The organism is Sneathiella sp. D3-11, assembly GCF_055809395.1.
This window is the reverse complement of the sequence record NZ_CM147911.1, coordinates 1,551,448-1,577,710: the sequence shown is the minus strand read 5'-3', so window position 1 is coordinate 1,577,710 and position 26,263 is coordinate 1,551,448. Positions and strand designations below refer to the sequence as shown.

Annotated in this window: 21 protein-coding genes and 2 pseudogenes; 18 read left to right on the top strand and 5 right to left on the bottom strand. The window is 51.5% G+C overall.

Going from position 1 to position 26,263, the window contains the following annotated elements; all coding sequences use genetic code 11:
- Positions 1–43: 43 nt before the first annotated feature.
- On the bottom strand, positions 44–1,624 hold the full coding sequence (locus AC0L73_RS08100; RefSeq protein ID WP_473655283.1) for an ABC transporter substrate-binding protein: 1,581 nt from the start codon (positions 1,622–1,624) through the stop codon (positions 44–46).
- A gap of 146 nt (positions 1,625–1,770) precedes the next feature.
- Here AC0L73_RS08100 and AC0L73_RS08095 point away from each other — a divergent pair, with 146 nt between their 5' ends.
- The 14 genes from AC0L73_RS08095 to AC0L73_RS08030 all read left to right on the top strand — a co-directional run bounded on the left by AC0L73_RS08095 (position 1,771) and on the right by AC0L73_RS08030 (position 18,654).
- Positions 1,771–2,379 carry a helix-turn-helix domain-containing protein gene (locus tag AC0L73_RS08095; protein ID WP_227952542.1) on the top strand — a complete coding sequence of 203 codons (609 nt, stop codon included), beginning with the start codon at positions 1,771–1,773 and terminating at the stop codon, positions 2,377–2,379.
- A gap of 27 nt (positions 2,380–2,406) precedes the next feature.
- The gene (locus tag AC0L73_RS08090) at positions 2,407–4,056 is read left to right on the top strand and encodes an amidohydrolase (protein WP_473655282.1); all 1,650 of its coding nucleotides are present in this window, start codon (positions 2,407–2,409) and stop codon (positions 4,054–4,056) included.
- Positions 4,053–5,003: a CobW family GTP-binding protein gene (locus AC0L73_RS08085; RefSeq protein ID WP_473655281.1), complete on the top strand. Its 951-nt coding sequence runs from the start codon at positions 4,053–4,055 to the stop codon at positions 5,001–5,003. Before AC0L73_RS08090 ends, AC0L73_RS08085 begins: the two co-directional genes overlap by 4 nt.
- Positions 5,004–5,032: 29 nt before the next feature.
- Positions 5,033–7,483: a GcvT family protein gene (locus tag AC0L73_RS08080; RefSeq protein WP_473655280.1), complete on the top strand. Its 2,451-nt coding sequence runs from the start codon at positions 5,033–5,035 to the stop codon at positions 7,481–7,483.
- Between the two features lie 73 nt (positions 7,484–7,556).
- A complete protein-coding gene (locus AC0L73_RS08075; RefSeq protein WP_473655279.1) occupies positions 7,557–8,474 on the top strand; it encodes a LysR family transcriptional regulator in 918 nt (305 codons plus the stop codon).
- A gap of 118 nt (positions 8,475–8,592) precedes the next feature.
- Positions 8,593–9,735 carry a CaiB/BaiF CoA transferase family protein gene (locus AC0L73_RS08070; protein ID WP_227952554.1) on the top strand — a complete coding sequence of 381 codons (1,143 nt, stop codon included), beginning with the start codon at positions 8,593–8,595 and terminating at the stop codon, positions 9,733–9,735.
- 77 nt (positions 9,736–9,812) lie between these two features.
- Entirely contained in the window at positions 9,813–10,805 is a 993-nt protein-coding gene (gene dctP, locus AC0L73_RS08065; RefSeq protein ID WP_227952556.1) for a TRAP transporter substrate-binding protein DctP, read from the top strand.
- A gap of 21 nt (positions 10,806–10,826) precedes the next feature.
- Complete coding sequence (locus AC0L73_RS08060) at positions 10,827–11,360, top strand: TRAP transporter small permease subunit (protein ID WP_227952558.1); 534 nt, start codon at positions 10,827–10,829, stop codon at positions 11,358–11,360.
- Positions 11,360–12,646, top strand: coding sequence for a TRAP transporter large permease (locus tag AC0L73_RS08055; protein WP_227952560.1), 1,287 nt, complete (start codon positions 11,360–11,362; stop codon positions 12,644–12,646). Before AC0L73_RS08060 ends, AC0L73_RS08055 begins: the two co-directional genes overlap by 1 nt.
- Positions 12,647–12,776: 130 nt before the next feature.
- Positions 12,777–13,721, top strand: a complete 945-nt coding sequence (locus AC0L73_RS08050) for a DnaJ C-terminal domain-containing protein (protein WP_227952562.1) — start codon at positions 12,777–12,779, stop codon at positions 13,719–13,721.
- Positions 13,718–14,059, top strand: coding sequence for a chaperone modulator CbpM (locus AC0L73_RS08045; RefSeq protein WP_227952564.1), 342 nt, complete (start codon positions 13,718–13,720; stop codon positions 14,057–14,059). Before AC0L73_RS08050 ends, AC0L73_RS08045 begins: the two co-directional genes overlap by 4 nt.
- Positions 14,060–14,096: 37 nt before the next feature.
- Entirely contained in the window at positions 14,097–15,947 is a 1,851-nt protein-coding gene (gene ftsH, locus AC0L73_RS08040) for an ATP-dependent zinc metalloprotease FtsH (RefSeq protein ID WP_473655278.1), read from the top strand.
- 107 nt (positions 15,948–16,054) lie between these two features.
- On the top strand, positions 16,055–16,939 hold the full coding sequence (locus tag AC0L73_RS08035) for an MBL fold metallo-hydrolase (RefSeq protein ID WP_227952568.1): 885 nt from the start codon (positions 16,055–16,057) through the stop codon (positions 16,937–16,939).
- 44 nt (positions 16,940–16,983) lie between these two features.
- On the top strand, positions 16,984–18,654 hold the full coding sequence (locus tag AC0L73_RS08030) for a bifunctional protein tyrosine phosphatase family protein/NAD(P)/FAD-dependent oxidoreductase (RefSeq protein ID WP_473655428.1): 1,671 nt from the start codon (positions 16,984–16,986) through the stop codon (positions 18,652–18,654).
- Positions 18,655–18,658: 4 nt separating this feature from the next.
- On the opposite strand, the gene AC0L73_RS08025 is transcribed toward AC0L73_RS08030, so the two are convergent.
- The 4 genes from AC0L73_RS08025 to AC0L73_RS08010 all read right to left on the bottom strand — a co-directional run bounded on the left by AC0L73_RS08025 (position 18,659) and on the right by AC0L73_RS08010 (position 22,129).
- Entirely contained in the window at positions 18,659–19,249 is a 591-nt protein-coding gene (locus AC0L73_RS08025; RefSeq protein ID WP_227952575.1) for a LysE family translocator, read from the bottom strand.
- A gap of 57 nt (positions 19,250–19,306) precedes the next feature.
- On the bottom strand, positions 19,307–20,668 hold the full coding sequence (locus AC0L73_RS08020) for an MATE family efflux transporter (protein WP_227952576.1): 1,362 nt from the start codon (positions 20,666–20,668) through the stop codon (positions 19,307–19,309).
- 50 nt (positions 20,669–20,718) lie between these two features.
- The gene (locus tag AC0L73_RS08015) at positions 20,719–21,162 is read right to left on the bottom strand and encodes a MarR family winged helix-turn-helix transcriptional regulator (protein ID WP_227952577.1); all 444 of its coding nucleotides are present in this window, start codon (positions 21,160–21,162) and stop codon (positions 20,719–20,721) included.
- 79 nt (positions 21,163–21,241) lie between these two features.
- Positions 21,242–22,129 carry a fatty acid desaturase gene (locus AC0L73_RS08010; RefSeq protein WP_473655277.1) on the bottom strand — a complete coding sequence of 296 codons (888 nt, stop codon included), beginning with the start codon at positions 22,127–22,129 and terminating at the stop codon, positions 21,242–21,244.
- Between the two features lie 431 nt (positions 22,130–22,560).
- On the opposite strand from AC0L73_RS08010, the gene AC0L73_RS08005 reads away from it, so the two are divergent.
- The 4 genes and pseudogenes from AC0L73_RS08005 to AC0L73_RS07990 all read left to right on the top strand — a co-directional run bounded on the left by AC0L73_RS08005 (position 22,561) and on the right by AC0L73_RS07990 (position 26,256).
- Positions 22,561–23,553, top strand: coding sequence for an LLM class flavin-dependent oxidoreductase (locus AC0L73_RS08005; protein WP_473655276.1), 993 nt, complete (start codon positions 22,561–22,563; stop codon positions 23,551–23,553).
- A gap of 307 nt (positions 23,554–23,860) precedes the next feature.
- Positions 23,861–25,031 (top strand): annotated as a pseudogene (locus tag AC0L73_RS08000) (extracellular solute-binding protein).
- A gap of 111 nt (positions 25,032–25,142) precedes the next feature.
- Positions 25,143–25,575 (top strand): annotated as a pseudogene (locus AC0L73_RS07995) (ATP-binding cassette domain-containing protein); the annotation flags it as partial.
- Between the two features lie 90 nt (positions 25,576–25,665).
- A complete protein-coding gene (locus tag AC0L73_RS07990) occupies positions 25,666–26,256 on the top strand; it encodes a TOBE domain-containing protein (protein WP_473655427.1) in 591 nt (196 codons plus the stop codon).
- The last annotated feature ends 7 nt before the right edge of the window (positions 26,257–26,263 follow it).

Here is a 26,263-nt window from a genome sequence, read left to right as displayed (position 1 = left end):
GGGGCGAGGGTCTCTGTATAGGCCGCCGCCCCGGATATTCGTTTTAGTCTTTCAGATACACGTCATGCCATGGCGCCAGCGGGCCGAAGACACTTGACGGAGGATTGCCGACCTTATCGGAATAGACGGTCGCGGTGAAATCCTGCGGCATATAGATAAAGACAAGATCCTCTACTGCTTTACGCTGAATTTCAGCATAGGTAGCTTTACGTTTGTCGAGGTCTGTTTCAACGGCGGCAGCATCAAGAAGCGCATCCATAGCCGGATCACAATACCCTTGTGTATTTGACCAGATCACATTGCGGATATTGTCGCAATCGAAATGCCGGTGAACGCCGATGACGGGATCCGGATAGTTGAAGGAACCATTCATTGTCGCCTGATAGTCAAAGCTGGAGATGCGCTTGACCCAGGTACCAAAGTCAGGTGCCTGACGGAGTTCAACTTTTATGCCAATCTTGCCGAGCTGAGACTGAATATATTCCCCCATCGGACCATGAGCTTGTTTCGCCCAGCTCGGAATATCGAGGGTGAACGAAAAACGCTCGTCATTTGCGCCGATCGGGTATCCTGCTTCATCAAGCAGAGCCGCTGCTTTGTCGAGATCGGCTTCAAAACTCGGCACATCACCAGAATAGAACACGCTCCCCGTATGAAGTGGACCGGTGCCGGCATCGACACGGCCACCAAACAGAATTTTCGCGATAAAGGAGGTATCAATCGCATGTGCCAAAGCCTCGCGTACCTTGAGATCACTGAAAGGTTTGTCGCGAAGGTTCAGTTCCAGATAATGAATATAGCCAACCGCGCCATATCCTTCCGTTGTCACCGTAAGGCGACCCGTTTTTTCCAGGCGTCCGGCGTCAGTTGCGCGAATGCCGGAAAATCCGACATAATCAATTTCACCCTTTTCCATCATAAGTACGCGCGTCAGGCTGTCTTTTACGATTGAAAAAACCAGCTTGTCGAGGTAGGGACGGCCTTCAATAAAGAAATCTTCATTCTTCACAAGAACCAGCTTTTCCGCAGGAGTGTTCTCTGCGACCTTGAAGGGGCCGGAACCAATAACATTCTCCATGTTGCGCGGATGCTTCTTAAGTTCTTGCCCGTCGCCATAAACATGTTTTGGAATGATAGGCAGTAACAATGGCTCCATGGAAAGGAGCAAGCCCGGAATGGGAGCTGAGAGACGGAAGACTGCGGTGCTCGCGTCCGGTGTTTCAACGGCTTCAACATTGCTGAACATCGCCTTGCCGAAGGGGTGGTTGGCTTTCACGGTTTCCAGTGAAAAAGCAACATCTTCCGAGGTAATCGGCTGCCCATCGTGAAACTTCGCACCTTCGACCAGCTTGAAACTATAGGTCAGGTTATCGTCGGACACAGTCCAGCTTTCGGCAAGATAGGGTGTTGCCTTGTAATCTTCATCAATCAGGACAAGTCCGGCGAAAATCTGCGAACCGGGAACACCTGTCGCAGCGCCTGATTGCACTGCCGGGTTTAATGTACGGTAGCCGGTGGATGTTGTGTTCAGCGTGCCGCCTGCCTTCGGCTCAGCTGCGGAAATTGTTGTCGCGCTAAGCAAGGCAGTTATCGCCAAAGGCGCAATAATTGAAAACTTACGCATTATTCTTGTATGAAACATATCCAGATATTCTCCCCACTAAAAATCGAGATTGCTAATTTCTTCGAGATGAAAAGGGTTGCATCATAACTGAAAAATTGCAACATTATTTTCAGTGATACGAAATTTGTTGTGAAAGTTTCCATATTATGTCGGGTAAAGGTAATAAAATTTCAGCGCAGGGTGTAAGCCCTGAAGCGCAGGTTCCCGTTGGGCTGCAAATCCGTGAATTGCGCCGTGCGCGCGGGCTGACGTTAACGGATATGAAGGAAATTACAGGCCGCTCTGTTGGCAACCTCAGTGAAATGGAGCGTGGTGTCAGCCCCATTACCATTGAGGCACTGGATATCATCGCCCGGGCGCTCGATGTGTCCATCAACTGGTTTTTTAGTGGAACCGCCGTTGCAGCGGCAGCGGAACGCGACGTTATTGTGCGCCGTTCTGCTCGTCGGGAGATTAACCTGAGTCAAGCCGGGACACGCGAAGAGTTATTGTCTCCCAACCTGAAGGGCCAACTGGAATTGATCCTGACAACTTTCTCCCCCGGCGCCGGAACGGGAGAGGCGGGTCGCGCCCGCAAGGGTGAAGAAGGCGGCCTGGTGCTATCCGGAAAATTAGAGTTGAGCGTAAATGGAAACACGCATGTTCTGGAAGAAGGAGACAGTTTTCAGATGCGCGGCGTCGGCAAGCATTGGTGCCATAATCCGGGCGAGGTGGATACGGTCGTTGTTTGGGCGATCAGTCCGGCATCCTACTAACCAGAACTGGGAATGACAGGGAAAGATATGAGCGAAATAACCGTCTTTACCGCGCGGAAAATCCGCACAATGAATCCGTCCATGCCAGAAGCGAGTGCGGTTGCCGTTCGTGATGGACAGATCATTGAGGTCGGAACATTGCAGACTATGAAGCCTTGGCTTGATGCGCATCCCCACCGCATTGACGAAAGTTTTGCAGATCATGTCCTGATGCCGGGGTTTATTGACCCGCATCTTCATCCGTCGCTTGGCGCGGTCCTTTTGTCCTGCCATTTCATTACGGCCATGGAATGGAAGCTACCGGACCGGACTTGCGCGCCGGTTCGCAGTCACGAGGCCTATCTTGCAAGGCTTAAGGAAATTGACGAAGGTATTGAGGATCCGGCAGAACCGTTGATTACTTGGGGATATCATAAAATTTGGCATGGTGCGGTAGATCGTGCGGCGATTAATGCGGTCTCCTCAACACGCCCCATCTTTGTCTGGCAGCGGTCATTTCATGAAATTATTGCCAATGATGCGGCAATCGATTGGATGGGGCTAGACCGCGCAGAACTTGAGCGTCATCCTCAGATTGAACTCGACTCCGGGCGCTTTTTTGAAACGGGACTCTCCATCGCGGTGAAGGCCATGAACCTGTATTTGTTTGAGCCGGATCGGTTTAAAAACGGGTTGGAGCTGGTCAAGAAAGCCGTTCATTATGGTGGCCACACGACAATCGGGGAGATGGCCTATCCGCTTCTTGATGATTCGGCTGAGTGGAATTTCTTAGGTGAGGCGATTGAAAGGGACGATGTGCCCTTCCGCATGCAGATCATTCCACGTGGCGCTCTACGCGGTGTTTGGGATGGCGAGATCGAGGATGAGGTTGCACGTGTAGAAAGCTATGCGTCTCGTGGAAGTCATCGTCTGATCTTTGGTAATGGTGTAAAGCTCTTCACTGATGGTGGCTTCTTTGCAGAGCTGATGCAGATGCAGGAACCGGGTTTTATCGATGGTCATCATGGTGAATGGCTTATGGCGCCAGAGATGTTTGAGGCGCTTGCGCGTGCTTTCTGGAATGCCGGAAAACGTATTCATGTACATTGTACTGGCGATCTGGGTGTAGAACTTGCGCTCGATACGCTGGAAAAGCTGCAGTTTGAGCGGCCGCGGGTAAATCACCGCTTTACGATTGAGCATTTTGGCGTCTCCACACCGGAGCAGGTTCGGCGGATTGCGGACCTCGGCGCGTTGGTATCGGCGAATGTCTATTATGTTCATGAACTGGGGGAGGCGTACTGGCAGCATTCGATCGGCTATGAACGGGCCTCCCAGATGGCGCGGCTTGGTACCCTTGCCCGTCATAATGTGACCACCGCGCTTCATTCCGATTTCACCATGGCACCGGCCTTGCCGCTTAATTCCGCCTGGGTTGCCGTGAACCGTATTGCCGAATCCGGAGCCGTGATCGGCCCGGAAGAACGGATAGACCTTGATGCGGCTATGCGGGCAATCACCATTGATGCCGCCTATGTGATCGGTATGGAACATGAGGTTGGTTCCATTCGCGCAGGCAAGAAAGCTGATTTCACGGTCCTTGAGGCCGATCCATGGGAAACGCCGGTCGCAAATCTGAAGGATATTCCGATTTGGGGCACCGTTTTTGAGGGCCAGCCCTTTCCGATCACCAAATGAACGGGCGTATTCCGATCATCCTGATATCGGGGTATCTTGGCGCGGGCAAGACCACGCTTATAAATCATCTGCTCGCGGCGGATCATGGACGCCGGATTGCCGTTCTGGTCAATGATTTTGGGGCGATTAATATTGATGCTGCCCTGATCAGCGATCAGACAGAAAACACCATCAGCCTGACTAATGGCTGCGTTTGCTGTTCAATTACGGATGATTTGGGCACCGCATTGGATGCCCTAACCCTTCGGGAGGAACTCCCGGATCTTGTTGTTTTGGAAGCAAGCGGCGTGGCAGAGCCTTCCCGCCTTGCCCGACATGCCGGCAATTGGCCAGGCTTCGAACTCGATGCCATCATCACTTTGCTGGATGCCGAGACAGTACAGCTAAGGGCCGTAAATAAATTCGTTGGGCAGCTTGTGAAAAGCCAGATAGAGGCCGCCGATTTATTGGTCCTGACCAAGGCCGACCTTGTTTCACATGAAACATGTGAGAAATTGGCCGGGTGGATAGAAACTCTGGCGCCGGGTGTTTCTGTCATCATGGCCGAGGCAGGCAAAGTTGCACCGGAATTGATTGTTGGTCTGCCTACCCGATCAAATTTATCCCAGACTATGAAAGAAGAGCCGCATGAGGACAATTTTTCCACATCTCACTGGACACCTCCGGGCCCAATACGCAAGGATAACTTGATCCGCAAGCTTGCGGAACTGCCGTCATCGATCCATCGTGTAAAAGGTTTTTTTGTCGATGCGGACACAGGTGAGGCGGTTCTGCTGCAAAGAGTTGGATCCCGTTTTTCATTTGAAGATGCGCCAACAAAAGCTGAGGTAGGTTTTGTGATGATTTCCGCCGGATCGCCGGATGAGTTGGAGAGAGGTATGAAAATCCTTTCAAGTATTGTGGATGTTTCTCCTCTCCACGGGCCGTCTGTCGTTCATTTCAATTAGTAACCCTTCGTTATATCAAGGAATAGATCATGAGTGAGTTGCCCAGCAAGGCCCGCGTTGTCATCATTGGTGGAGGCGTGATCGGATGCTCGGTTGCCTATCATCTAACGAAACTTGGCTGGAAGGATGTAGTCCTTCTGGAGCGAAAGCAGCTCACGTCGGGAACCACCTGGCATGCGGCAGGGCTTATTGCGCAGCTCCGGGCTTCAAAGAATATGACGCGGCTGGCGAAGTACAGTCAGGAACTTTACGGCAAACTGGAGGCGGAGACCGGCATGTCTACCGGTGTCCGCGAAACAGGGTCAATTACAGTTGCCCTCACGGACGAACGGAAGGAGGAGATTCTCCGACAGGCATCAATGGCACGTGCTTTTGATGTTGAGATCGAAGAAATCAGCGCGGCAGAGGTTAAGGCGCGGTACGACTACCTCAATCTCGATGGCATAAAAGGGGCCGTCTGGCTTCCCCGCGATGGTCAGGGGGATCCGGGAAATATCGCGTTGGCCATGGCGAAGGGCGCACGCCAGCGGGGTGCGCAAATCTTTGAACGTGTGGCGGTGACGGATATCCGCCGTGCCGGGCGCAGGGTGACGGGTGTTGATTGGCAGCGGGAAGAGGGTGAAGCTGGGCATATCGAGGCCGATATGGTGGTGAACTGTGCTGGAATGTGGGCTCATCAGGTTGGCCGACTGGCCGGCGCCAATGTGCCCCTTCATGCATGCGAACATTTTTATATCGTCACTGAGAGCATAAAAGACCTCCCGCAGCTCCCCGTTCTTCGTGTGCCTGACGAATGTGCCTATTACAAGGAAGACGCAGGGAAAATCCTGCTTGGCGCGTTTGAGCCGGTTGCGAAGCCTTGGGGCATGAAAGGCATTCCGGAAAATTTCGAATTTGATCAGCTGCCGGATGACTTCGATCATTTTGAACCGATCCTGAGCGATGCCGTCAATAGAATGCCGATCCTGGCGGAGGCGGGCATTCATACCTTCTTCAATGGACCAGAGAGCTTTACGCCCGACGATGCCTATCACCTTGGCCTCGCGCCGGAGCTGGATAATTTCTGGGTTGCGGCCGGGTTTAACTCCATCGGCATTCAGTCCGCAGGCGGCGCAGGCATGGCGCTCGCCCAATGGATGGAGGATGGCATGAAGCCGTTTGATCTGGGGGATGTGGATATTGCCCGGATGCAGCCATTTCAGGGGAATCGCCATTATCTGTTTGAGCGGTCAAAGGAAACGCTCGGCCTTCTATATGCGGATCATTTTCCGTTCCGTCAAAAAGCAACGGCACGCGGTATTCGCCGCTCCCCCTTCCATCACGACATGCTTGAGCGCGGCGCGGTGATGGGGGAAATTGCCGGGTGGGAGAGACCGAACTGGTTCGCCAATCCAGAGCAGGAGCGCAGCTATCAGTATAGCTGGAAACGCCAAAACTGGTTTGAAAATGCGGCGGCGGAACATAAGGCCATCCGAGAGAATGTCGGGATGTACGACATGACTTCTTTTGGCAAGATACGTGTTGAGGGGCCGGATGCGGAAAAATTCATGAACTATGTGGGCGGTGGGGATTACGCTGTTCCTAATGGCAAGATCGTCTACACACAATTTTTGAATGAAAGAGGGGGGATTGAAGCAGACGTCACAGTAACCCGACTCAAGGAAACCGCCTATTTAGTTGTGACGCCAGCTGCAACCCGGCTTGCGGATCAACGCTGGCTGGAGCGTCATCGTGGTGACTTCAGGGTCGAGATCACTGATGTAACGGCGGGAGAAGCAATTCTGGCGGTGATGGGTCCGAATTCCCGCAGGTTACTTGAGCTGGTCAGCCCGAATGATTTTTCCAATGATCATAATCCTTTTGGAACAGCCCAGAATATAGAGATCGGAATGGGCCTCGCGCGTGTGCATCGTGTCACCTATGTCGGGGAACTTGGCTGGGAAGTCTACATTTCAACGGATATGGCGAGCCATGTATTCGAGACATTGATTGACGCCGGAGAAGAAATCGACCTGAAGCTCTGCGGAATGCATATGATGGATAGCTGCCGCATGGAAAAGGCGTTCCGTCACTTCGGACATGACATCACATCGGAAGATCATGTTATCGACGCCGGGCTTGGCTTTGCTGTGAAGGCGACCAAACCTGATTTTATTGGCCGCGATGCAGTGCTTGCGCGCAAAGAAAGCGGCCCGCATAGCCGCCTAGTCCAGTTTCTTCTGAACGATCCTGAACCGCTCCTGTTCCATCACGAACCAATTATTCGCGACGGAGAAGTGGTTGGGTACCTTAGCTCAGGGAACTATGGACATACGCTTGGCGGTGCTGTCGGACTTGGGTATGTTCCGAGCAAAGGCGAAAAACCTGCCGATGTTCTCGCCTCGGACTATGAGATTGAGGTAGCTGGTCACCGTATAAAAGCGACGGCATCTTTGAAGCCAATGTATGATCCGACCTCAAAACGGGTGAAGGATATGTAGGCTGTGTTATTCTCTATGATGTCTGGACCGATAAAAGTATATCCGAGGGCTTTTGATATTATGGGGAAATGACTTGTCTTTCGATCTGAAAACTCTGGAGCTGTTCGTTCGTGTCGCTATGCTTGGCGCGATTGGCCGCGCGGGTGCAGAGTTTAAGTTATCTCCGACGAACGCGACGCAAAGAATACAGGCTCTAGAGACGGGCCTTGGTGTAAAATTGCTCAACCGAACGACGCGTGCTATTTCGCTGACTCCGGACGGGGAAATATTCCTGGAGCACGCCAAGCGCATACTCGACGATGTAGAAGAAGCAAAAACAGCATTGTCGGATACGTCGACATCAATATCGGGATTGCTTCGGGTGACCGCTTCCGCGTCTTTTGGGCGGTCACATATCGTACCGTTCGTCCCGGAATTTATGCAGCTTTATCCTGACGTGACGCTGGAGTTGAACCTATCGGATACCATCGTGGATATTGTTGAAATGGCTTATGATCTCGCGTTTCGCATAGGGGATCTTGCGCCTTCTACCCTGCTTGCCCAAAAGATCGATGATAATCCGAGAATGCTGGTGGCGTCCCCGGACTATCTGGCCCGTGCGGGAGCACCGCAAACGCCGGAAGATTTAGCGGACCACGCCTGTTTGCTGCTCGGGGCAACACGGACATGGGAACTTATCGGCCCCGATGGTGCGGTACATAAAATCCCCGTGAAGGCGCCCGTGACAGTCAACCTAGGCGACGCTGTCGGTGCCTGGACCTTGGCCGGTATGGGCATTGCGCAGACTTCTTTATGGCATGCGGGGCCAGATTTGCGTGCAGGCCGTCTCGTGCATGTACTCGCCGGGTTTCGGGTTTGGCCCGAAATGAAAATCTGGGCTGTTCGCCCTCCCGGACGCCTGATGCCTGCGCGCGTTAAGGCATTCCTTGAGTTTATGCAGGAAAGAATTCTCGCCACGAATGAGCATATGTATGGCGGACTGATCGATTAAATTCCGCGAAATTATCTCGTCAGCATTTTGCATTAATTAAAGTTATGTCTTCCAACTGTTTTGGCCTTGCATTACTTTGCTCGCTCCTCACATCGAGAAAGAATAAAGGGATATGTGGATGAGCGGTGCGTTGCCTCTAACTGGAATTCGGGTCATTGAAATGAGCCATATGGTGATGGGCCCGACCTGCGGCATGATCCTCGCCCAGCTTGGTGCGGAAGTAATCAAGGTGGAACCTCCCAAAGGCGATAAGACCCGAAGCCTGAAAGGTATGGGGACAGCATTTTTCCCGCTTTTCAACCGGGGAAAGCGTAGCATGGTATTGGACCTGTCTCTGGAGAAGGATCAGCAAACCTTGCATGCACTTCTCGATACGGCCGATGTTTTTCTTGAAAACTTCAAGGATGGCCATCTTGAACACCAAGGGCTGGGGCATGAAGAAATGCTCAAAAGACATCCATCCTTGATTGTCGCCGGCCATAAAGGTTTTCTATCCGGTCCCTATCAACATCGCCCTGCGCTAGACGAAGTGGTGCAGATGATGTCTGGCCTTGCCATGATGACAGGCACTAAAGAGAAACCACTTCGCGTTGGCTCTTCCGTTAATGACATCATGGGCGGGATGTTTGGCGTTATTGGTATTCTGGCCGCCTTGCGTGAACGGGACAAAACCGCACGCGGCAAGAATATTCGTATCGGGCTTTTTGAGAACAGCCTATTTTCCGTCGCGCAACATATGGTGCAGTATGAAATGACGGGCGTTCCCTCTGTGCCGATGCCTGAGCGAACGCATGCTTGGCCGGTTTATGATATTTTTGAGACGAATGATGGGCAGAAAATCTTTATTGCCGTTGTCACCGATGGTCATTGGAACGCTTTTTGCGAGACCTATGACTTGGATGAATTTCTGAAGGATGAGCATCTCAAGACGGCGACGGACAGGATTGAAGCGCGGTCCTGGACGATCCCGAAGGTAGCAGAAAAGGTCAAACATTATTCCATGGAGGCGTTGAGTATGAAACTTGATAGTCTCAGTATTCCGTTTGCACCAATTAACAGCCCGGAAGATTTGTTCGACGATCCGCATGTTCTGCGCGAAGGAGGTCTCGTGCATTTTGAAGATAGCGATGGGCAGATTTATCGCGCCCCGACAATGCCGCTGGAGTTGGATGGTGAATCGCTCGGGGAGGGGCTGCATGTACCGGCGTTGGGAGCGGATACTGATGACATCCTGAAAGAACTTGGTGTGACCCGAAAGTAAAATCAGGTTGTATTTTTGGTTACTAATTGCGTAATAATAATCTTAGAAATAAAACAATAACCCTGAGGGAGGGAGTGATGAGAAAACTATTCACAATGGCCGTTGGCCTTTCAGCCGTGCTTGGCACATTTGGTGCGACGGGCGTGGCTTCAGCCGCAACCGAAATGCGGTGCAGCCATCAGTTGCCGCCGGCGCATCATATTGCAAAAGTTATTGATCAGTGGGCGGCGGAAATCGAAACCCTGTCGGACGGTGAAATTGATGTACAGGTTTTCGGGGCAAACAGCCTGACCGGCGCAAAGGAGAATGCGACGGCAGTCGCCAAAGGCGATATTGACTGCGCCTTTTCGATTAATCCACAGTGGGGCAAGACATTACCACTGATGAATGTGACGCTTGGACCGTTCGCGGTCAGCAGCCTGGAAGCACTTCAAAAATGGGACGGCTCTGAAGCAGCGGGTTTTCTGGAAGAAAAATTGATGACCAAGGGCGTGAAGAATGTCGTCTGGCTATTCACCACACGCAGCACCGCCATCACCTCCAGCGGGAAGCCGTTAATCAAGCCAGCGGATTTTGAAGGTGTCAAGATCCGTGGGCTGGGACCTGTTCCCGATGCCGGGTTTGTCGCGATGGGTGCGGCTCCCTCTGCAATGTCGGGAAGCAAGGTCTATCAGGCGCTGTCGACCGGCGTGATTGATGCGGGCCTGACAGATGTTTCTGCGGCCGTCTCTCGTAAATATTATGAGGTGCAGGATCACGTGACTGTTCTGCCGCTTTTCAGCATTTACTTCCACGGTTATGTGAATCCGGCCTGGTACGATGGCCTTTCCGACAAGGGAAAGATGGCTGTTGATGAAGCTGGCAAAAAGGCCGCTGTTTGGGCGATTGAAGCCTCGGAAGCATCCGCAGCTGATGCACCGGAGCAGTTGGCGGCAAAGGGAATGAAGGTTCATATTGCGACGGATGAGGATATCAAGGCTTTGAACGCAGTAATGGCTCCGGCATTTTATAAGGCATTTAGCGATGCTTCAGGCGAGGATGGCAAGAAGCTTCTTGATTTGTTGAACTAGTCTGAGTTTGCCAATTCCATTATGGATATAAATGATAAATCGGCGGAAGAAGGAGCCTTCTCCTCTTCCGTTTTTATCCGTGTAATTGAGTATTTTTCTTTTGCTGCCGCAGTCATCAGTGCGGCCTTGGTCGTGTTTACACTTTTCATGACCGGTTACAGCGTTTTTCAACGATATATTCTTGGAACGCCGCTTACATGGACGGATGAAATGTCCGGTTTTCTCGTGGTCGCTATCGTTATGCTCGGTGCGGCAGAAACTCTTCGGCGCGGGGAGCATATAAGCGTTGATCTTCTTTCTTCAAAAGTGACGGGTAGATCAGAAAAGCTGCTCGGTATCTGGAGCTATCTGGCGACCGCATTTCTCGCGGCTGTAATCTTCATTAGTGCATGGGAGGCAGTGCAGTTCTCCTACGCTATTGGTGTGTATTCCAGCGGCTATCTTGAGGCGCCGCTCTGGATACCCCAATCCTTTTTACTTGTTGGCGCGGGCCTCCTGTTTCTGATTTCCATCGCACGTGCCTTGGAAGAAATGTTGAAGCGGAGGGGGAATTAGTGGCCACGTTCCTTGTCCTGTTATTGCTGGTTCTTTTGCTCCTGACCGGCATCCCGATTTTTGTCGGCTTGGGTGTTGCATCCGTCATTATTATGCTGCTGACGGAAGGAAGTATTTCCAGTGTCGCGGATACTGTTTTTGCGAAGCTTGATAATGGCCTTCTGACGGCAATTCCCATGTTCGCCTTTATGGCGCATGTGATGATCAAGTCGAGGGTGGTGGACGATCTCTATGATGCGGCGAATGCCATGGTCGGGCATTTTAAAGGAGGGCTGGGGGTTGCCACAGTTCTCTCCTGCACGATTTTTGCGGCGATCTCGGGGTCTTCTGTGGCGACGGCGCTGACAATTGGATCCAGCGCCATTCCCCAGATGCAGCGTTTTGGATACCGCGCCCGGGATGCCTATGGTGTTATTGTCGCGGGGGGCACGCTTGGCATCCTGATCCCACCGTCCGGGCCTTTGATCCTTTACGCCATTGTCTCTGAGACGTCGATTGGCGCTCTTTTTATGGCCGGATTTATTCCGGGAATTTTGATGGCGCTGATTTTCGCCTGTTTTTGTATTTCGCAGGCCTATATCCGGGGAGATGCCAGAGGCAGCGATTGGGTTGGTTGGCGCGCGGGTCTTAAGGCGATCCGCAAATCGTTCTGGTCGCTTTCGATGCCACCGTTGGTTCTTGGCGGAATATATCTTGGCATTTTCACAGCCTCGGAAGCGGCGTCCATTGGGTGCATTTATGCTCTTCTTGTTGGTGCGCTGGTGTATCGAAATTTCGGACTAAAAGAACTTGCGGAAACGGCGTTTGAAACGGTCCGGACGACAACAATGCTGTTCATGATCCTGGGGGCTGCGGCATTATTCAGCCGGGCAGTCACGATTATTCGCCTCCCCATTGAGTTGATGGAAGGTGTGGTTACGCTCGGCCTCTCGCCGCTAGGCTTTATTCTCGTCGTCATGTTCGTCATTCTCATTTTGGGTATGTTTTTGGAGACGATCTCCATTATCCTGATCACAACGCCGATAGTCTTGCCGATCCTGATGCAGCTTGATGTTAACCTGATCTGGTACGGCATTCTTCTCATGATCAATTTGGAACTCGCGCTGATTACGCCACCAGTTGGTATGAACCTGTTTGTAATCAAGGGAATAGCCAATGCGCCGCTGGTTGAGGTGATTCTCGGCGCCATCCCTTATGTGCTCCTGCTCCTTGGGGGGCTTGCATTGGTAATTATATTCCCCGATCTTGCTCTCTGGCTTCCTGACCTTGCAGGCTTCGGCCGATAAAACCATATCTATTCGAGGAGGGACTGGCCCTGATATGCCGTTTGAGGCAAATCAATACGCCGCGCTTGCAATGTGATACTATGGCGACTTGCCGGTTCTATTACGTCAAGTGTAAAGGTGAAATTATAAGGTGAATGACAATCCATATGATTTGCTCGGCGTGAAGCCGACTGCTTCGGATAAGGAGATCAAGTCAGCTTATCGCAAGCTGGCGAAAAAATTGCATCCGGATTTGAACCCGGGAGATGTGTCCGCCGAAGAAAAGTTCAAGGCGATATCCAGTGCATATGCAATTCTGGGCGACAAGGACCAACGCGCTCGCTTTGATAAAGGCGAGATTGATGAGACTGGCAAGGAAAAACCGGACCCGCAATATTACCGCTCTTATGCCGATGCCGGGCCTGAGAATCATTACTATACCTCAGAGGGTTTCGGCGACTTCGGCGATGAGAGTGATTTATTCTCGGAGCTTTTCCGTCGATCGCGCGCTGGTGGTGGATCGGACGGCCGTCGAGCCCATGGGCCGATCCGCGGACAGGATGTTCAATATCAACTGAAGATCAGCTTTATGGATGCTGTGCTTGGCGCGAAAAAGCGGATAACGATGCCAGAAGGTTCTACATTGGATGTGTCAGTGCCTGCAGGAATACGCGACGGTCAGAGTATTCGTCTCAAGGGTAAAGGAACGCCGGGATTTAACGGAGGGCCCAACGGCGATGCTTATGTGAAGATTGAGGTTTCTTCCCATCGCCACTTCCGTCGGGAGGGGAAAGATATCCTGCTTGACCTTCCGATATCTCTAGATGAGGCTGTCCTTGGCGCAAAAATCGCTGTTCCGACAATTCATGGAAAGGTGAATATGACTGTTCCCTCCGGTGCGAGCAGTGGCCAGACATTGCGTCTTAAGGGAAAAGGAATTGCCGCCGGAAAAAATGCGGCCGCGGGAGACCAGCGGGTTCGTTTGAAGGTTATTTTGCCAAAGAAGATCGACCCAGAGCTAAAGGAGTTTATGGAGCAATGGCAGAAAGATAACGCTTACTCCGTGCGGGATGAACTGGAAGGAGCAGCGAAATGATCAGTGAACAGGACGTTGTTGAGCAACTGCAAGGTGTCAGCCCGACAAGACTGCGGGTTTGGATAAAGCGCGGCTGGGTTAGCCCGACTAAAACCGGCACGGTATATTATTTCCGTGAAATTGATGTTGCCCGCCTGGACCTTATTCGCCAGCTTCAGATGGATATGGCAATCAATAACGAGGCGGTCCCTGTTGTTCTGTCGCTTATCGATCAAATCCACGGGTTGCGATATGAGCTGAAAACTCTGGCCCGCGCAGTAGAGGCCCAGCATGAGGATGTTCAAAGTGCGATCCTTGATGTCTGCACTTCCATGCGGCCCGAGAAGGATGATAGTTGATGCGGGCGCTCCAAATTTGTAGAGACGGGAATTGGCGATGAAGCAGGTACCAGGCTGGACGTGGATAGCTATTGCGGGAATTTTTATTTTCTCGGTCCTGATGATGAGCCAGGTTGCGCGTGCGCCGGTCGATCCCGCGATATCCTTCAGCGAATTTAAGAAGATGGTATCCGACGGAGACGTTGCCGAGGTTACCTTGACAGGAGAGAATGCAGCGGTTGTCTTAAAGTCTCCTATAACATTGGGTGGTCAAAAAGTCGCCACAAAGGATTTGCAAACGGTCCTCCCGAGTAATGGCGATCCGGATCTGTTGCGCCTGTTCGAAGAGCAGGGAGTCATCGTCTGGAATCATCCTGTTGAGACCGGAAGTAATTGGTTTCTCTCTTTGTTGCCCTGGATTATATTCATTGGAATATATTTATACATCATGCGCCGTATGCAGGGTAATATGATGGATCGGTTTGGAGGACGGAGCAGTAGTGACTTTTTGACGGGGTCGGCCGCTAAAGAAGAAAAATCTGGCCGGCGTGTGACATTTGATGATGTGGCAGGGCAGGAACAAGCCAAAAAAGAAGTCGCCGAACTGGTCGAATTTCTAAAACACCCTGAAGGCTTCAAAAAGCTGGGAGCAGAACCACCGCGTGGAGTGTTGTTGGTTGGTCCTCCCGGAACAGGTAAAACATTGCTGGCGAAAGCACTTGCAGGAGAGGCAGGTGTCAATTTCTTTAACATTTCGGCGTCGGAATTTATCGAAATGTTCGTCGGGGTCGGCGCATCGCGCGTTCGGAAAATGTTTGACGAAGCCAAAAAACGAGCGCCCAGCATAATCTTTATCGACGAGCTGGATGCTGTCGGGCGGGTGCGTGGCACAGGACTTGGTGGTGGAAATGATGAACGGGAACAGACGCTCAACCAGATCCTTTCGGAAATGGATGGGTTTTCGGGTCGGGAAACCGTGATCGTTCTTGCGGCCACGAACCGCCCCGATGTCATGGATCCGGCTTTGCTCCGTCCGGGTCGGTTTGACCGGCATGTGACGCTGGAGCTCCCCGACAAGAAAGCGCGAAAAGCCATCCTGCAGGTTCATACGCGCAAAGTACCGCTCGCAAAGGATGTGGACCTTGATCTTGTATCGGCGGGATGCCCGGGATTCTCCGGAGCTGATCTCAAAAATCTTGTGAACGAAGCGGCGATCGCGGCGGCGCGTGAAGGGGTTGAAGAAGTCAACATGCATCACTTTGATGAAATGCGTGACAGAATCATGATGGGTACCGTTCGTACGCTCGCAATTCAGCCGGAGGAGCATCACCGTCTGGCGGTTCATGAGGCAGGTCACACCGCTGTCGCATATTTTTTGCCCCATGCTGACCCGCTCTATAAGGTGACAATTATTCCTCGTGGACGTGCATTGGGTGGTACGCATCTCCTGCCAACGGAAGAGCGCCATACTCTGGATGAAGACTATTTACGGGATCGCCTTGCAGTGTCTCTCGCGGGACGTGGGGCGGAGGATTTTTTCATCGGGAATGTCAGCTCCGGTGCGGATGATGATATCAAGAACGCCACCAAACTTGCCCGTGCGATGGTGTCGCAATGGGGTATGTCCGATGACGTGGGTCCCATTGATTTACGTCAGAGTGAGGAGCATCCGTTTTTGGGACGGGAAATTGCACAACCGCGCCGATTCAGTGAGGAGATGTCGAGCCGTGTAGATGATGCTGTCCTCAAATTAATCCGCGAAGCGGAGGCACGAGGTCTCGATATTCTCAAAACGCATAGACCTCAAATCGAACTGTTGATTGAAAAACTTGAAAAAGAAGAAACAGTCAACTGGCCGGAAATCGACGCGACCCTCGGCCCAAAAGCTGCAAAGCAGGAAACAGCGTAGCCTGTCACTCAATGACCGGTTGATCAGGATCAATGACGGGCATGGGGTTTCTTATAATAATTCCAAACTAACGGTACCAAAATCAGTTAGGGGAATGCGAGAAAACCATGAGCAACTATCCCGTAAATATGAGCATCAAACCTGAGATTAAGGCTTTCTTTGATCAGGATACATTTACCTTCAGCTATGTTGTAAAAGACCCGGGGAGCAAGATATGCGCGATAATTGATCCGGTTATGGATATTGATTATGCCGCTGGGAGAATTTCATACGGCGGCGCAGATCGTATATTGGACTATGTCACGGAAAACGGTTTGACGGTTGATTGGATTATAGAAACTCATGTTCATGCCGATCATATGACGGCCGCGCACTATATCAAGGACAAGATTGGTGGGAAAATTGGAATTGGCGAGAAAGTCCGGATCGTTCAGGAGACATTCGGTAAAATTTATAATGAAGACAACCGTTTCAAACGGGATGGCTCGCAATTTGATCGGCTGTTCAAGGACGGTGATACGTATGAGATCGGTTCAATGCCGGCATTTGTTATTCACACCCCGGGGCACACTCCGGCTTGTATGGTCCATGTGATCGGGAATGCCACCTTTGTCGGAGATACCCTGTTCATGCCTGATGGCGGTTCTGCAAGAGTTGACTTTCCGGGTGGTGATGCGGCTACACTCTATGACTCCATACAGAAAGTTCTTTCTTTACCCGATGAGATGCGCCTTTTCATGTGCCATGACTATGGGCCGGATGGCCGGGACTACGAGTGGGAAACGACCGTCGGAGATGAAAAGCGGGACAATATTCATTTCGGTGAAGGAAAGACAAAAGAAGATTTTGTCAAACTCCGAAGTGAGCGGGACCCAACACTTGGGATGCCTCGTCTGATCCTGCCATCACTACAGGTCAATATGCGTGCAGGTGAAGTGCCAACGGATCGTGATGGGAACCAGATGTTGAAAATTCCGGTCAACGTGCTTTGACATAGGCTGACGTATGCGGTGACACCCAAGAGAAGGATATGAAGATGGACGTTAAGAGAATTAGCGAAACACTGTCCGTAAGCCCACAGATTCTACCTGATAATATTTCGGAACTCGCAAAACTGGGCTTTAAGGCGATTATATGTAACCGTCCGGATGGGGAAGGGGCGGATCAGCCGACCTTCGCCGAAATTCAGGAAGCTGCGCATAAAGCCGGTATGGAGGCGGCCTATATCCCGATCATCGCAGGTAAGGTACAGGACAGTGATACGAAGACTTTTGGTGATACCTTGGCTTCACTTCCACATCCCGTGCTGGCTTATTGCCGGACGGGTACCCGTTCTGCGACTCTCTGGTCATTGAATGAAGGGGCGAAGGGCCGCCCGCTTCCGGAAATTCTGCAGACGACAAAAACTGCGGGCTATGACATGTCCGGTGTGGTTCGACGTATTGCAAACGGCGGCCGAACGCCCACGGATGTTGCCGATGCGACCCATGACATTGTGATTATCGGCGGTGGGGCAGCCGGAATTTCCGTAGCAGCAAGTCTGCTGCACCGTAAAAAAGGTCTTGATATTGCGATTATTGATCCCGCCGATGTGCATTATTACCAACCCGGATGGACAATGGTTGGTGGCGGCATATTCGATGCTGAGGATACGGTCCGGACGATGGGGTCTCTCATTCCCGAGGGAGTTCATTGGATCAAGGCGGCAGTATCGGCGTTTGAGCCGGAAAAGAACGCCGTTATTCTGGATGGCTGCCGCGTCGTTAAATATAACCGGCTTGTCGTTGCCCCGGGTTTAAAGCTCAATTGGAACGGTATTGAGGGGTTGGTTGAAACGCTTGGCCGGAATGGTGTTACTTCTAACTACCGTTACGACCTCGCGCCCTATACTTGGGAGCTGGTGAGCAGTCTGAAGGAAGGCCGGGCGCTTTTCACTCAGCCTCCTATGCCGATCAAATGCGCAGGCGCGCCTCAGAAATCACTCTATCTGTCCGCCGATCATTGGTATCGTAATGGCGTAATTAACGACATTGAGATTGAATTCTATAATGCAGGCGGCGTTCTGTTCGGCGTGAAGGAATATGTTCCGGCACTCATGGAATATGTCAAAAAATACAATGCGGAACTGAAGTTCACACATAATCTTGTTCGTATTGATGGGCCAAAGAAGATGGCATGGTTCAACAAGACAGACGCAAACGGCAATAGCGAAATTATTGAAACGCGCTTTGATATGATCCATGTGGTACCCCCTCAATGTGCGCCTGATTTCATTCAGGTCAGTCCGCTTGCCGATGCGGCGGGATGGGTGGATGTTGATCAAACTACGCTCCGGCATAAGACCTATGAGAATATTTGGTCGCTCGGGGATGTCATGAACGCGCCAAATGCAAAAACGGCGGCTGCGGCTCGTAAGCAGGCGCCGGTCGTCGCTAATAATTTGCTAAGTGATATGGGCGTTACTTCTGGCGTTGCGCATTATGATGGGTATGGTTCCTGCCCTCTTACCGTAGAGCGGGGGAAAATTGTACTGGCGGAGTTTGGTTATGGAGGGAAGTTGCTTCCCAGCTTTCCGAGCTGGTTGATAAACGGGCAAAAGCCGAGCCGGCTTGCTTGGCTAATGAAGGAAAAAATTCTGCCGCCTATTTATTGGCAAGCCATGCTTCGGGGACGTGAATGGCTCGCTCAGCCGGAGATTACGGATTAACTTCCTAGAAATTGGCGAAAAGGGCGAGGGCAACGACGGCAAGCATTGCCAGCGCCATGAGAAGATTGATCCGAAATTGAATATGTGGAGCAAGCTCAAGCCGTTTGACCATGATACCTGCGGCGAGCCACAAGAAGTGGACTGGTACCCAAATTGCGTTCAGAAGTGCGAATTTGAGTAATGTCTCCCAGACAAGCGTATCGGCGAAGAAGGGAAACCCGGTAAAAAGTGTTGTGTTGACGGCGTAGGCTTTGGGGTTGATCATTTGCAGGGTGATGCCTGCAAAAATGCCGGGCTGTCTGGCGGATTCGATAAAAGCGATTTTCGCGCCTGCCGTGGCAATTCTGAACGCGAGATAAAGAAGATATGCTAGGGATAACACCAGCAGCATATTGCGTACTATCGGCACCGCGAAGACAATTGCTGCTAACCCCGAAACAACAGCAAGTGCCACAAGATTATTACCGATAAAAAGCCCGATCACATAGCGAGTTCCGGCTGCGCGGCCAAAAGCAGAGCCAACCCCGGCCGTTGAAAGAACGCCGGGCCCGGGAGTAATCACCAAGAAAAAAACCGCCAGGAAAAATGCAATCATCCTTATTACCCCGCAACGTCGGCGGGATCAGCCTGACGTGTTATCTGTTCTTTTTTCTTACCAGCGGACAACATATACAGCGAGCGCTGTCGTCGCACCATAAATTACCATGGCGGCCCCAATCAGCGCGAAAATCGTCCATTCCGGAGTATTGTTTGTGGCCAGAATCCAGCCTCCCAGTGCAACGATAACAAGGCGAAGGGTGCCAGCGATAACAGGCCCGAGTACTTTGCCTGCGCCTTGCGAGGAAAAATAGAGGCATAAAGCGAGCCCGAAGAGGCCATAGAAAGGGCCAACCCATGCAAAGTAGAGCCCTGCGGACCTCATCACAGGGAGGTCATCCGTAAACATCCCCGTCCAGACATTAGGAAAGAGGGCAACGAACAGCCCGATGGCTCCGATGAGTATTCCTGCACTGATGGCACCGGTCCAGGCCACCTGACGAGCGCGGGCGATATTTCCTGCGCCAATGGCCATGCCGACCATCGGGACACAGGCGACGCCAATGGCAAACGCGATGGGTACCAGCAGGAATTCCAGTCGTGCACCGATCCCGTATCCTGCGAGAACCTCGACCCCGAACTCCGAGGTTAGCCGCGTCAGAATAAGGACCGTGAAGACGGTTTGTAATGGCGATATACAAGAAACCGCGCCAACTTTGAGAATATCTCGAAACATCTCCGCTTTTAGCTGGACGCCTCTCAAGGTCAGCTTAACGCGGCCCTTTCCAGAGACCAGATACCAAAGAAGAAATATTGCCGAAGTACTAAAGGCAACGACTAAGCCAAGACCAATGCCCGCCATCCCGAGCGCTGGAAACGGCCCCCAGCCAAGGCTGAATGCCCCAGCTAGCAAAAACTGTGATAAGGCAACCGCAAGCAGGGTAATCGATGGGACTTTCATGTCGCCACCGCCCCGAATGACAGATGCAAAAGTATTGGTCAGCCAAAGACCGACTGTGCCGAGAAAGACGATATTGGAATAGGCCAAAGCCTCTGTGATTACTGTACCAAAACCACCGAGTAGCCGATAAATATACTCACCAAATATCAGAAAAAAGATGCCGAATACAATTCCTGCCATAGCGCCAATAACAACTGCATGGAAAGCAAGTTGTTCTGCGCGGTGAGTGTCATTTGCCCCGAGGGCCCTACTGATAGCGGATGATACGCCGCCGCCCATCGCTCCGCCCGACAACATTTGTTGCAGCATGACCATTGGAAACACAAGGGCAAGCCCGGCCAGCGCTGAAATACCAAGTTGCCCCGCATAGGCAGTTTCAGCAATGGCGACGATGGCCGCGGCGGACATCGCAAGCACATTTGGGATGCTGAGGCGCGCCAGTGTGCCAAGGATTGGAGCTGTCAGAAGGGGATTGACGTTCGCTGCAACTGCAGGAGAGTGGCTTTCAGCCGTCATTGGAGTTTCTTTCTATAATGACTGTATATACAGATATGTAACCAAAAAATTCACTCCCTAAGGTCTTCTATCATCTGGTCAATTTTTGAAGATAGCAAACGGCCGTCTTCGGGTCCCAGAACATTTGCAATCCTCTCCTGCGCGGCTTGCCATCCTGGACGAGCGGCCTTGTATTTCTCAAGTCCAGTTTTTGTCAGGCTAAGCTTGCGGCTGCGACGGTCCTTGTCATCCTGGGTCAGGGACACAAAGCCTTGTCTTTCAAGGGGACGCAGGTTCCGGGTCAAGGTGGTTGGGTCCATTACCAGTTTTTCGGCAAGGCTGCCGACACTGATGCCATCGAAATATTTTAAGTGACCAAGCAATCCATATTGTGTGATTGTCAATCCGTAAGGCTCTAGCAATTGATCATAGATCTGCGTAATTCGGCGCGCGGCCTTACGAAAGCGCGACGCGCTACAGGTGGACTTGAACTCTCGATTTGCGTTTGCGGTCATACAGACTATATATCTGCATATGCAGGTAATTTCAATCGAAATTACTTTATCGCTTTGAAGCGCTGTTCTTAGCGGCCGATTATGTTGCGGGGGACAGCTTTCGGGCGGATTTGAAAGAGACGAGTCGTTGAGAGTTTTCATCCCACAGTGCGAGCCGTAAACAGGCAAAGCTTTCCCACAGACTGATTCGGTTCAGGGATTTGAGCGCCGGCAGTTCTGCAAGGCATGCCCCGAGGCGATAATTTGGGATACGGCAGGAAAGATGATGAATATGGTGAATACCAATATTTCCGGATAACCAACGGAGCGGCTGAGGAAGGTCATAATAGCTGCTTGCCATCACCGACGCTTCATGAATGTTCCAGTCTTTTTTGTTACGCCAATATGTATCTTCAAATTGATGCTGTACGTAAAAAAGCCAGACACCTGCCGTGGAAGATAACAGAATGACTGGAATCTGCACCATCAAGATGTCCATGAAGCCAAAACTAAACCCTAAGGCCAGGGTGATCGCAACAATCCCAAGATTGGTGCCCATAACCCCGATCAGCAGTGCTGGCCGTTGACGAATAAGATCAAGAGGCAATCTGTATTTGACTACAAATAGATACAAAGGGCCAATGCCAAACATCACGGCTGGCGTCCTGTAAATGCGATAAAGAAAACGTTGCCAACGGCTCAAAGCCTGATACTCGGCAACAGTGATCACATTGATATCGCCAATGCCGCGCTTTTCAAGATGTCCGCAGGTCGCATGATGGGTGTTATGAGAACGACGCCAATATTCATGCGGTGTAAGAGTGACAACGCCAATTAGCCGCCCCACCAGATCATTGAGGCGCGGGGACCGGAAAAAGGAATGATGTCCGCAATCATGTTGGATGATGAATAGACGAACCGTAAATGCTGCAGCCGGGATGGAGAGCAATAGCGCCAACCAGTACACATCGTCTACAACGATGATCATGCTTGCCCATAGGATCACCAGTGGAACAATCGTGGTCAACAGCTGCAGAACACTGCGCTTCGCATCCGGAGCGGCAAATCTCCGGGCAACTTCCGCCCATTTTTTGTCAAATGTTCTCGGAGAAGCGCTCGGCGCTTGTAATTCGCCGGATAACGGTGCGGCCTTTAGCGGCCCTGATAAACTGGAAATAGTCGTTCTACCCTGATAAAAAAGTCGACCAGACAATACCCGTCAATGCCTCAAAATACAAGTTGAAACGTGTTTCGCCACAACACTTCTGCGTTATATGGGCTCAGCGGCTTGTAGCGGCATGCCGAAAAGTTCTCGTAGATCTCGGAAAATTCGGACGATCCGTTCGACAAATGGTCGTTGGGACCTTATCGTTGAATTCGGCGCAGAACCCGTGACCTGTAAAAAAATGGTGGAACTCTATGACTCAACTGTCCGTGCTGGATCTGGCCCCGATCATCGAGGGGAGCAATGCTGCGCAATCATTCAAGAATTCTGTGGAAATAGCCCAACTTGCAGAGAAATTGGGATACAAGCGCTATTGGCTAGCAGAGCATCATAACATCCCCGGCATTGCGAGTGCGGCAACTGCTGTTCTGCTGTCCCATGTCGGCGCCCACACCAAAACAATCCGCATCGGTTCGGGTGGCGTCATGCTGCCAAATCATGCGCCGCTGATCATAGCGGAACAGTTTGGAACGCTCGCCTCCCTTTATCCGGACAGGATCGACCTTGGTCTGGGCCGGGCGCCGGGAACGGACGGTTTGACAGCGCAGGCGCTTCGCCGCGCAATGAACGCAAATGTGGACAGCTTCCCCCGGGATGTGCTTGAGCTGCAGCAGTATTTCGCGGATCTGGAGCCGGGCCAGAAAATTCAGGCGGTACCGGGTGCGGGACTTCACGTGCCGCTCTGGATACTCGGCTCCAGCCTTTATGGCGCAGAGCTGGCGGCACATTTCGGATTGCCCTACGCGTTTGCCTCACATTTCGCGCCGACAGATTTGCGTCAGGCACTCCATATTTACCGGCAGAATTTCAAACCCTCCGTGCAGCTTGATAAACCCTATGTCATGGCGGCGATGAACCTGCAGGCTGCCGATACACGAGACCAGGCGGAGCTTATCGCGACTTCCCTGATGCAAGGCGTTCTGGGTCTTGCACGGGGAATGCCGATCCGGTTACCTCCGCCGGTAGAAGGATTCGCCGAAAGGCTCGGGCCACAGGAAATGGCAGCCATATCCCGATTCATGACCTATACAGCGCTTGGAGATGCAAATGACGTGTCAGAACGGCTGCAGGAATTCAAGGCGGAGACAAATGCGGATGAAATTATCCTGACGGCGCAGATTTTTGACCACCAGGCGCGCTTGCGGGCCTTTGAGATTGCGGCGAAGGCAATGGCAGCAATCGCCTGATTCAGGCGAAATTCAATTTATTCAGCTTTTGGCGGACTAAGTTCGGGTGTGTGAAATGCCGTTATATTGTGCAATATTGCTTAAATTTAAAGCATTGAAATTATTATTATAAATCTAATTTTTTGCACCGCAAAATAAAATCCATTTTGTTCGACAAATATACTTTTAAATACTGTATTTTCGGCTATCATGACATCCGGAAAAGCTGATTGCACGACACCCGCTGCAGTCCATTTGTAATAAAAGCGTCGCTAAACCCGTTCATTTACTAAAGATCTCGAAGCTATAAAATTCAAGGGAGTATAGAATGACCGTTAAATCTCAAAAACCCACACAGGCAGATGGAAAATCAACATCAGTCGTCAGTCGCCGGAATGTTTTGAAAACGGCGACAGCTGTTGGTGCTTTTACTGTAGCTGGACCCGCGATTGTTAAAAATGCGTTCTCCTCTTCAGGGGAACTTAACATCTTGATGTGGTCGGATTACCTGCCGGAACCTTTCATTGCAGATTTTGCAAAAGAAACAGGCATCAAAATCAACTACACAGGTATTGGCTCGAACGAAGAGATCATCAACAAGATGAAGGCAAACAAGGGTCAGGGCTTTGACATTGTTTCGCCGACAAATAACCAGGGCTTGGAATGGGGGCCGCTCGAACTCTTACAGCCGTGGGATATGAGCCGTGTTCCTGTTGATAAAGTGAGCCCGACAATGGCGGCCATTGGAACAAAAGATTGGGATTTTGAAGGTAAGGGATCTCATTGGCTTCCACATATCTGGGGAACGGAAGGTATCGCCATGGCGGACCGATAAATGGGCGCCGGCTGGTGCTGCACCAAGCTACGGGGATGTCTGGGCTGAAGAGAACGCCGGCAAGACTATGGGACGCCCGCATTCCATGATGCTCTGTGCTGGCCTGTATATGGAAACAATCGGCGCACTTAACCCCGGCGATATGTGGAAAGCATATGAGTCTGAAGAGACGATGCGTCCGATCTGGGAAAAAGTGACAGACTGGTGCATCGCCCGCAAAAAGAATATCAAGCTTCTTTGGAATGATGCGGATACGCAGAAAAATGGACTGTTGAACGAGGGTGTCGTCGTTGGCCAGACTTGGGACGGTCCGCCAATGTCACTAAAAACTGCTGGTGATCCAATCATGTATCAGGCGCCGGTTGAAGGGGCGATGGCCTGGGTTGACGGCATGTCGTTGCCTATCGGGGCGAAGAATATGGATCAGGTTTATGAATTCATCAAATTCTCCTATGACGCCAAAAATGCCGGTAAGGCCATTGATTCTCATGGTTATAATTCGCCGGTTCTAGGGGCTGATCAATATGCGGGCGATGCCTATAAGAAGAACTTTGCGGATGCGTATCCAGGCGATTCACTCGATAACTTGAATCCTTGGCCACCTCAGGCACCTTGGTATGCTGCCGTACGTACTGAGTATGTGAACAAGTTCAAGAGCTCTTAAATCTTGATAAGATATGCCGGATCCGCTCTCGCGGGTCCGGCGCAATTCCCGTTTGTTTTCTTTGGGCCGAGGGGGTTTCGATGGAAAAGGGTGTCAATTGGGGAATGATCCATGACCAAAGGGGTTGATGTCGATCTGGAAAATGTCTGGATCAGGTTTGGTGATTTCGTTGCTGTACGTGAAGCGAATGTGAATATTAAGGGAGGAGAGTTCTTCTCGTTTCTTGGGCCGTCTGGGTGCGGTAAGACAACGATCCTGCGCTCCGTGTCGGGCTTTCTGGAGCCTAGCGAAGGCACAGTTCGAATTGGCGGCAAGGGATATGACCGGGATCGGGCCGAACAAACGTCCGACGGCTCTTATTTTCCAAAATCTCGCCCTCTTTCCTTTAATGAAAATATGGGAAAATATTACCTTTTCTATGGAAGTGAAGGGTGCCAGTAAGGCGGAACGACGCAAGCGGGCCGACGAGCTCCTTGAAATGATTGCGTTGCCGGATCAGGGTGAAAAACTTCCATCCGAATTGTCCGGCGGGCAGAAGCAGCGCGTTGCAATTGCCCGTGCGCTCTGTGCGGAACCAGACGTTCTATTGCTTGATGAGCCGCTTTCTGCGCTGGACTTGAAACTTCGGCAGCATATGCGCACAGAACTTCGTGAAATTCAGCAGCGCGTTGGTATCACCTTCATTTATATCACGCATGATCAGGGCGAGGCATTGACGATGTCCGACAATGTTGCCGTCATGCGGGCCGGGGTCGTCGATCAGATCGGTTCGGGGCATACGGTTTACAATGATCCGGCAACACCTTTTGTGGCGTCATTCGTCGGGGAAAATAATGTTTTCCGGGGTAAGGTGAAATCCATCGATGGTGATATGGCCCTAATCAGCACCAATCGGACGGGAGAGTTGCTTGCCCGCATCGCAACGACTGCGCAGGGTACCTTGAAAGTTGGCGATCCCGCGATGTTGTTTGTTCGCCCCGAGGCGCTCAATATCGCGCCGGATATCACACCCGCGCCGAACCGTTTTGCGGCTATGGTCAAGCATGAGGAATTTGAGGGACAGATATATAATGTTTTCCTTGAAGGTTCCGAGGGCAAGGAAATCAAGATGTCTCTCGTGAATATCGGAACAGAACGGCAATCGGCGGAAGGTATGAACCTGACACTTGAGTATGTGCCTGAGCAGGCGGTCGTCTTGCCCGCCGGTGAGCTTGCCAGCGAATAGGATGGAA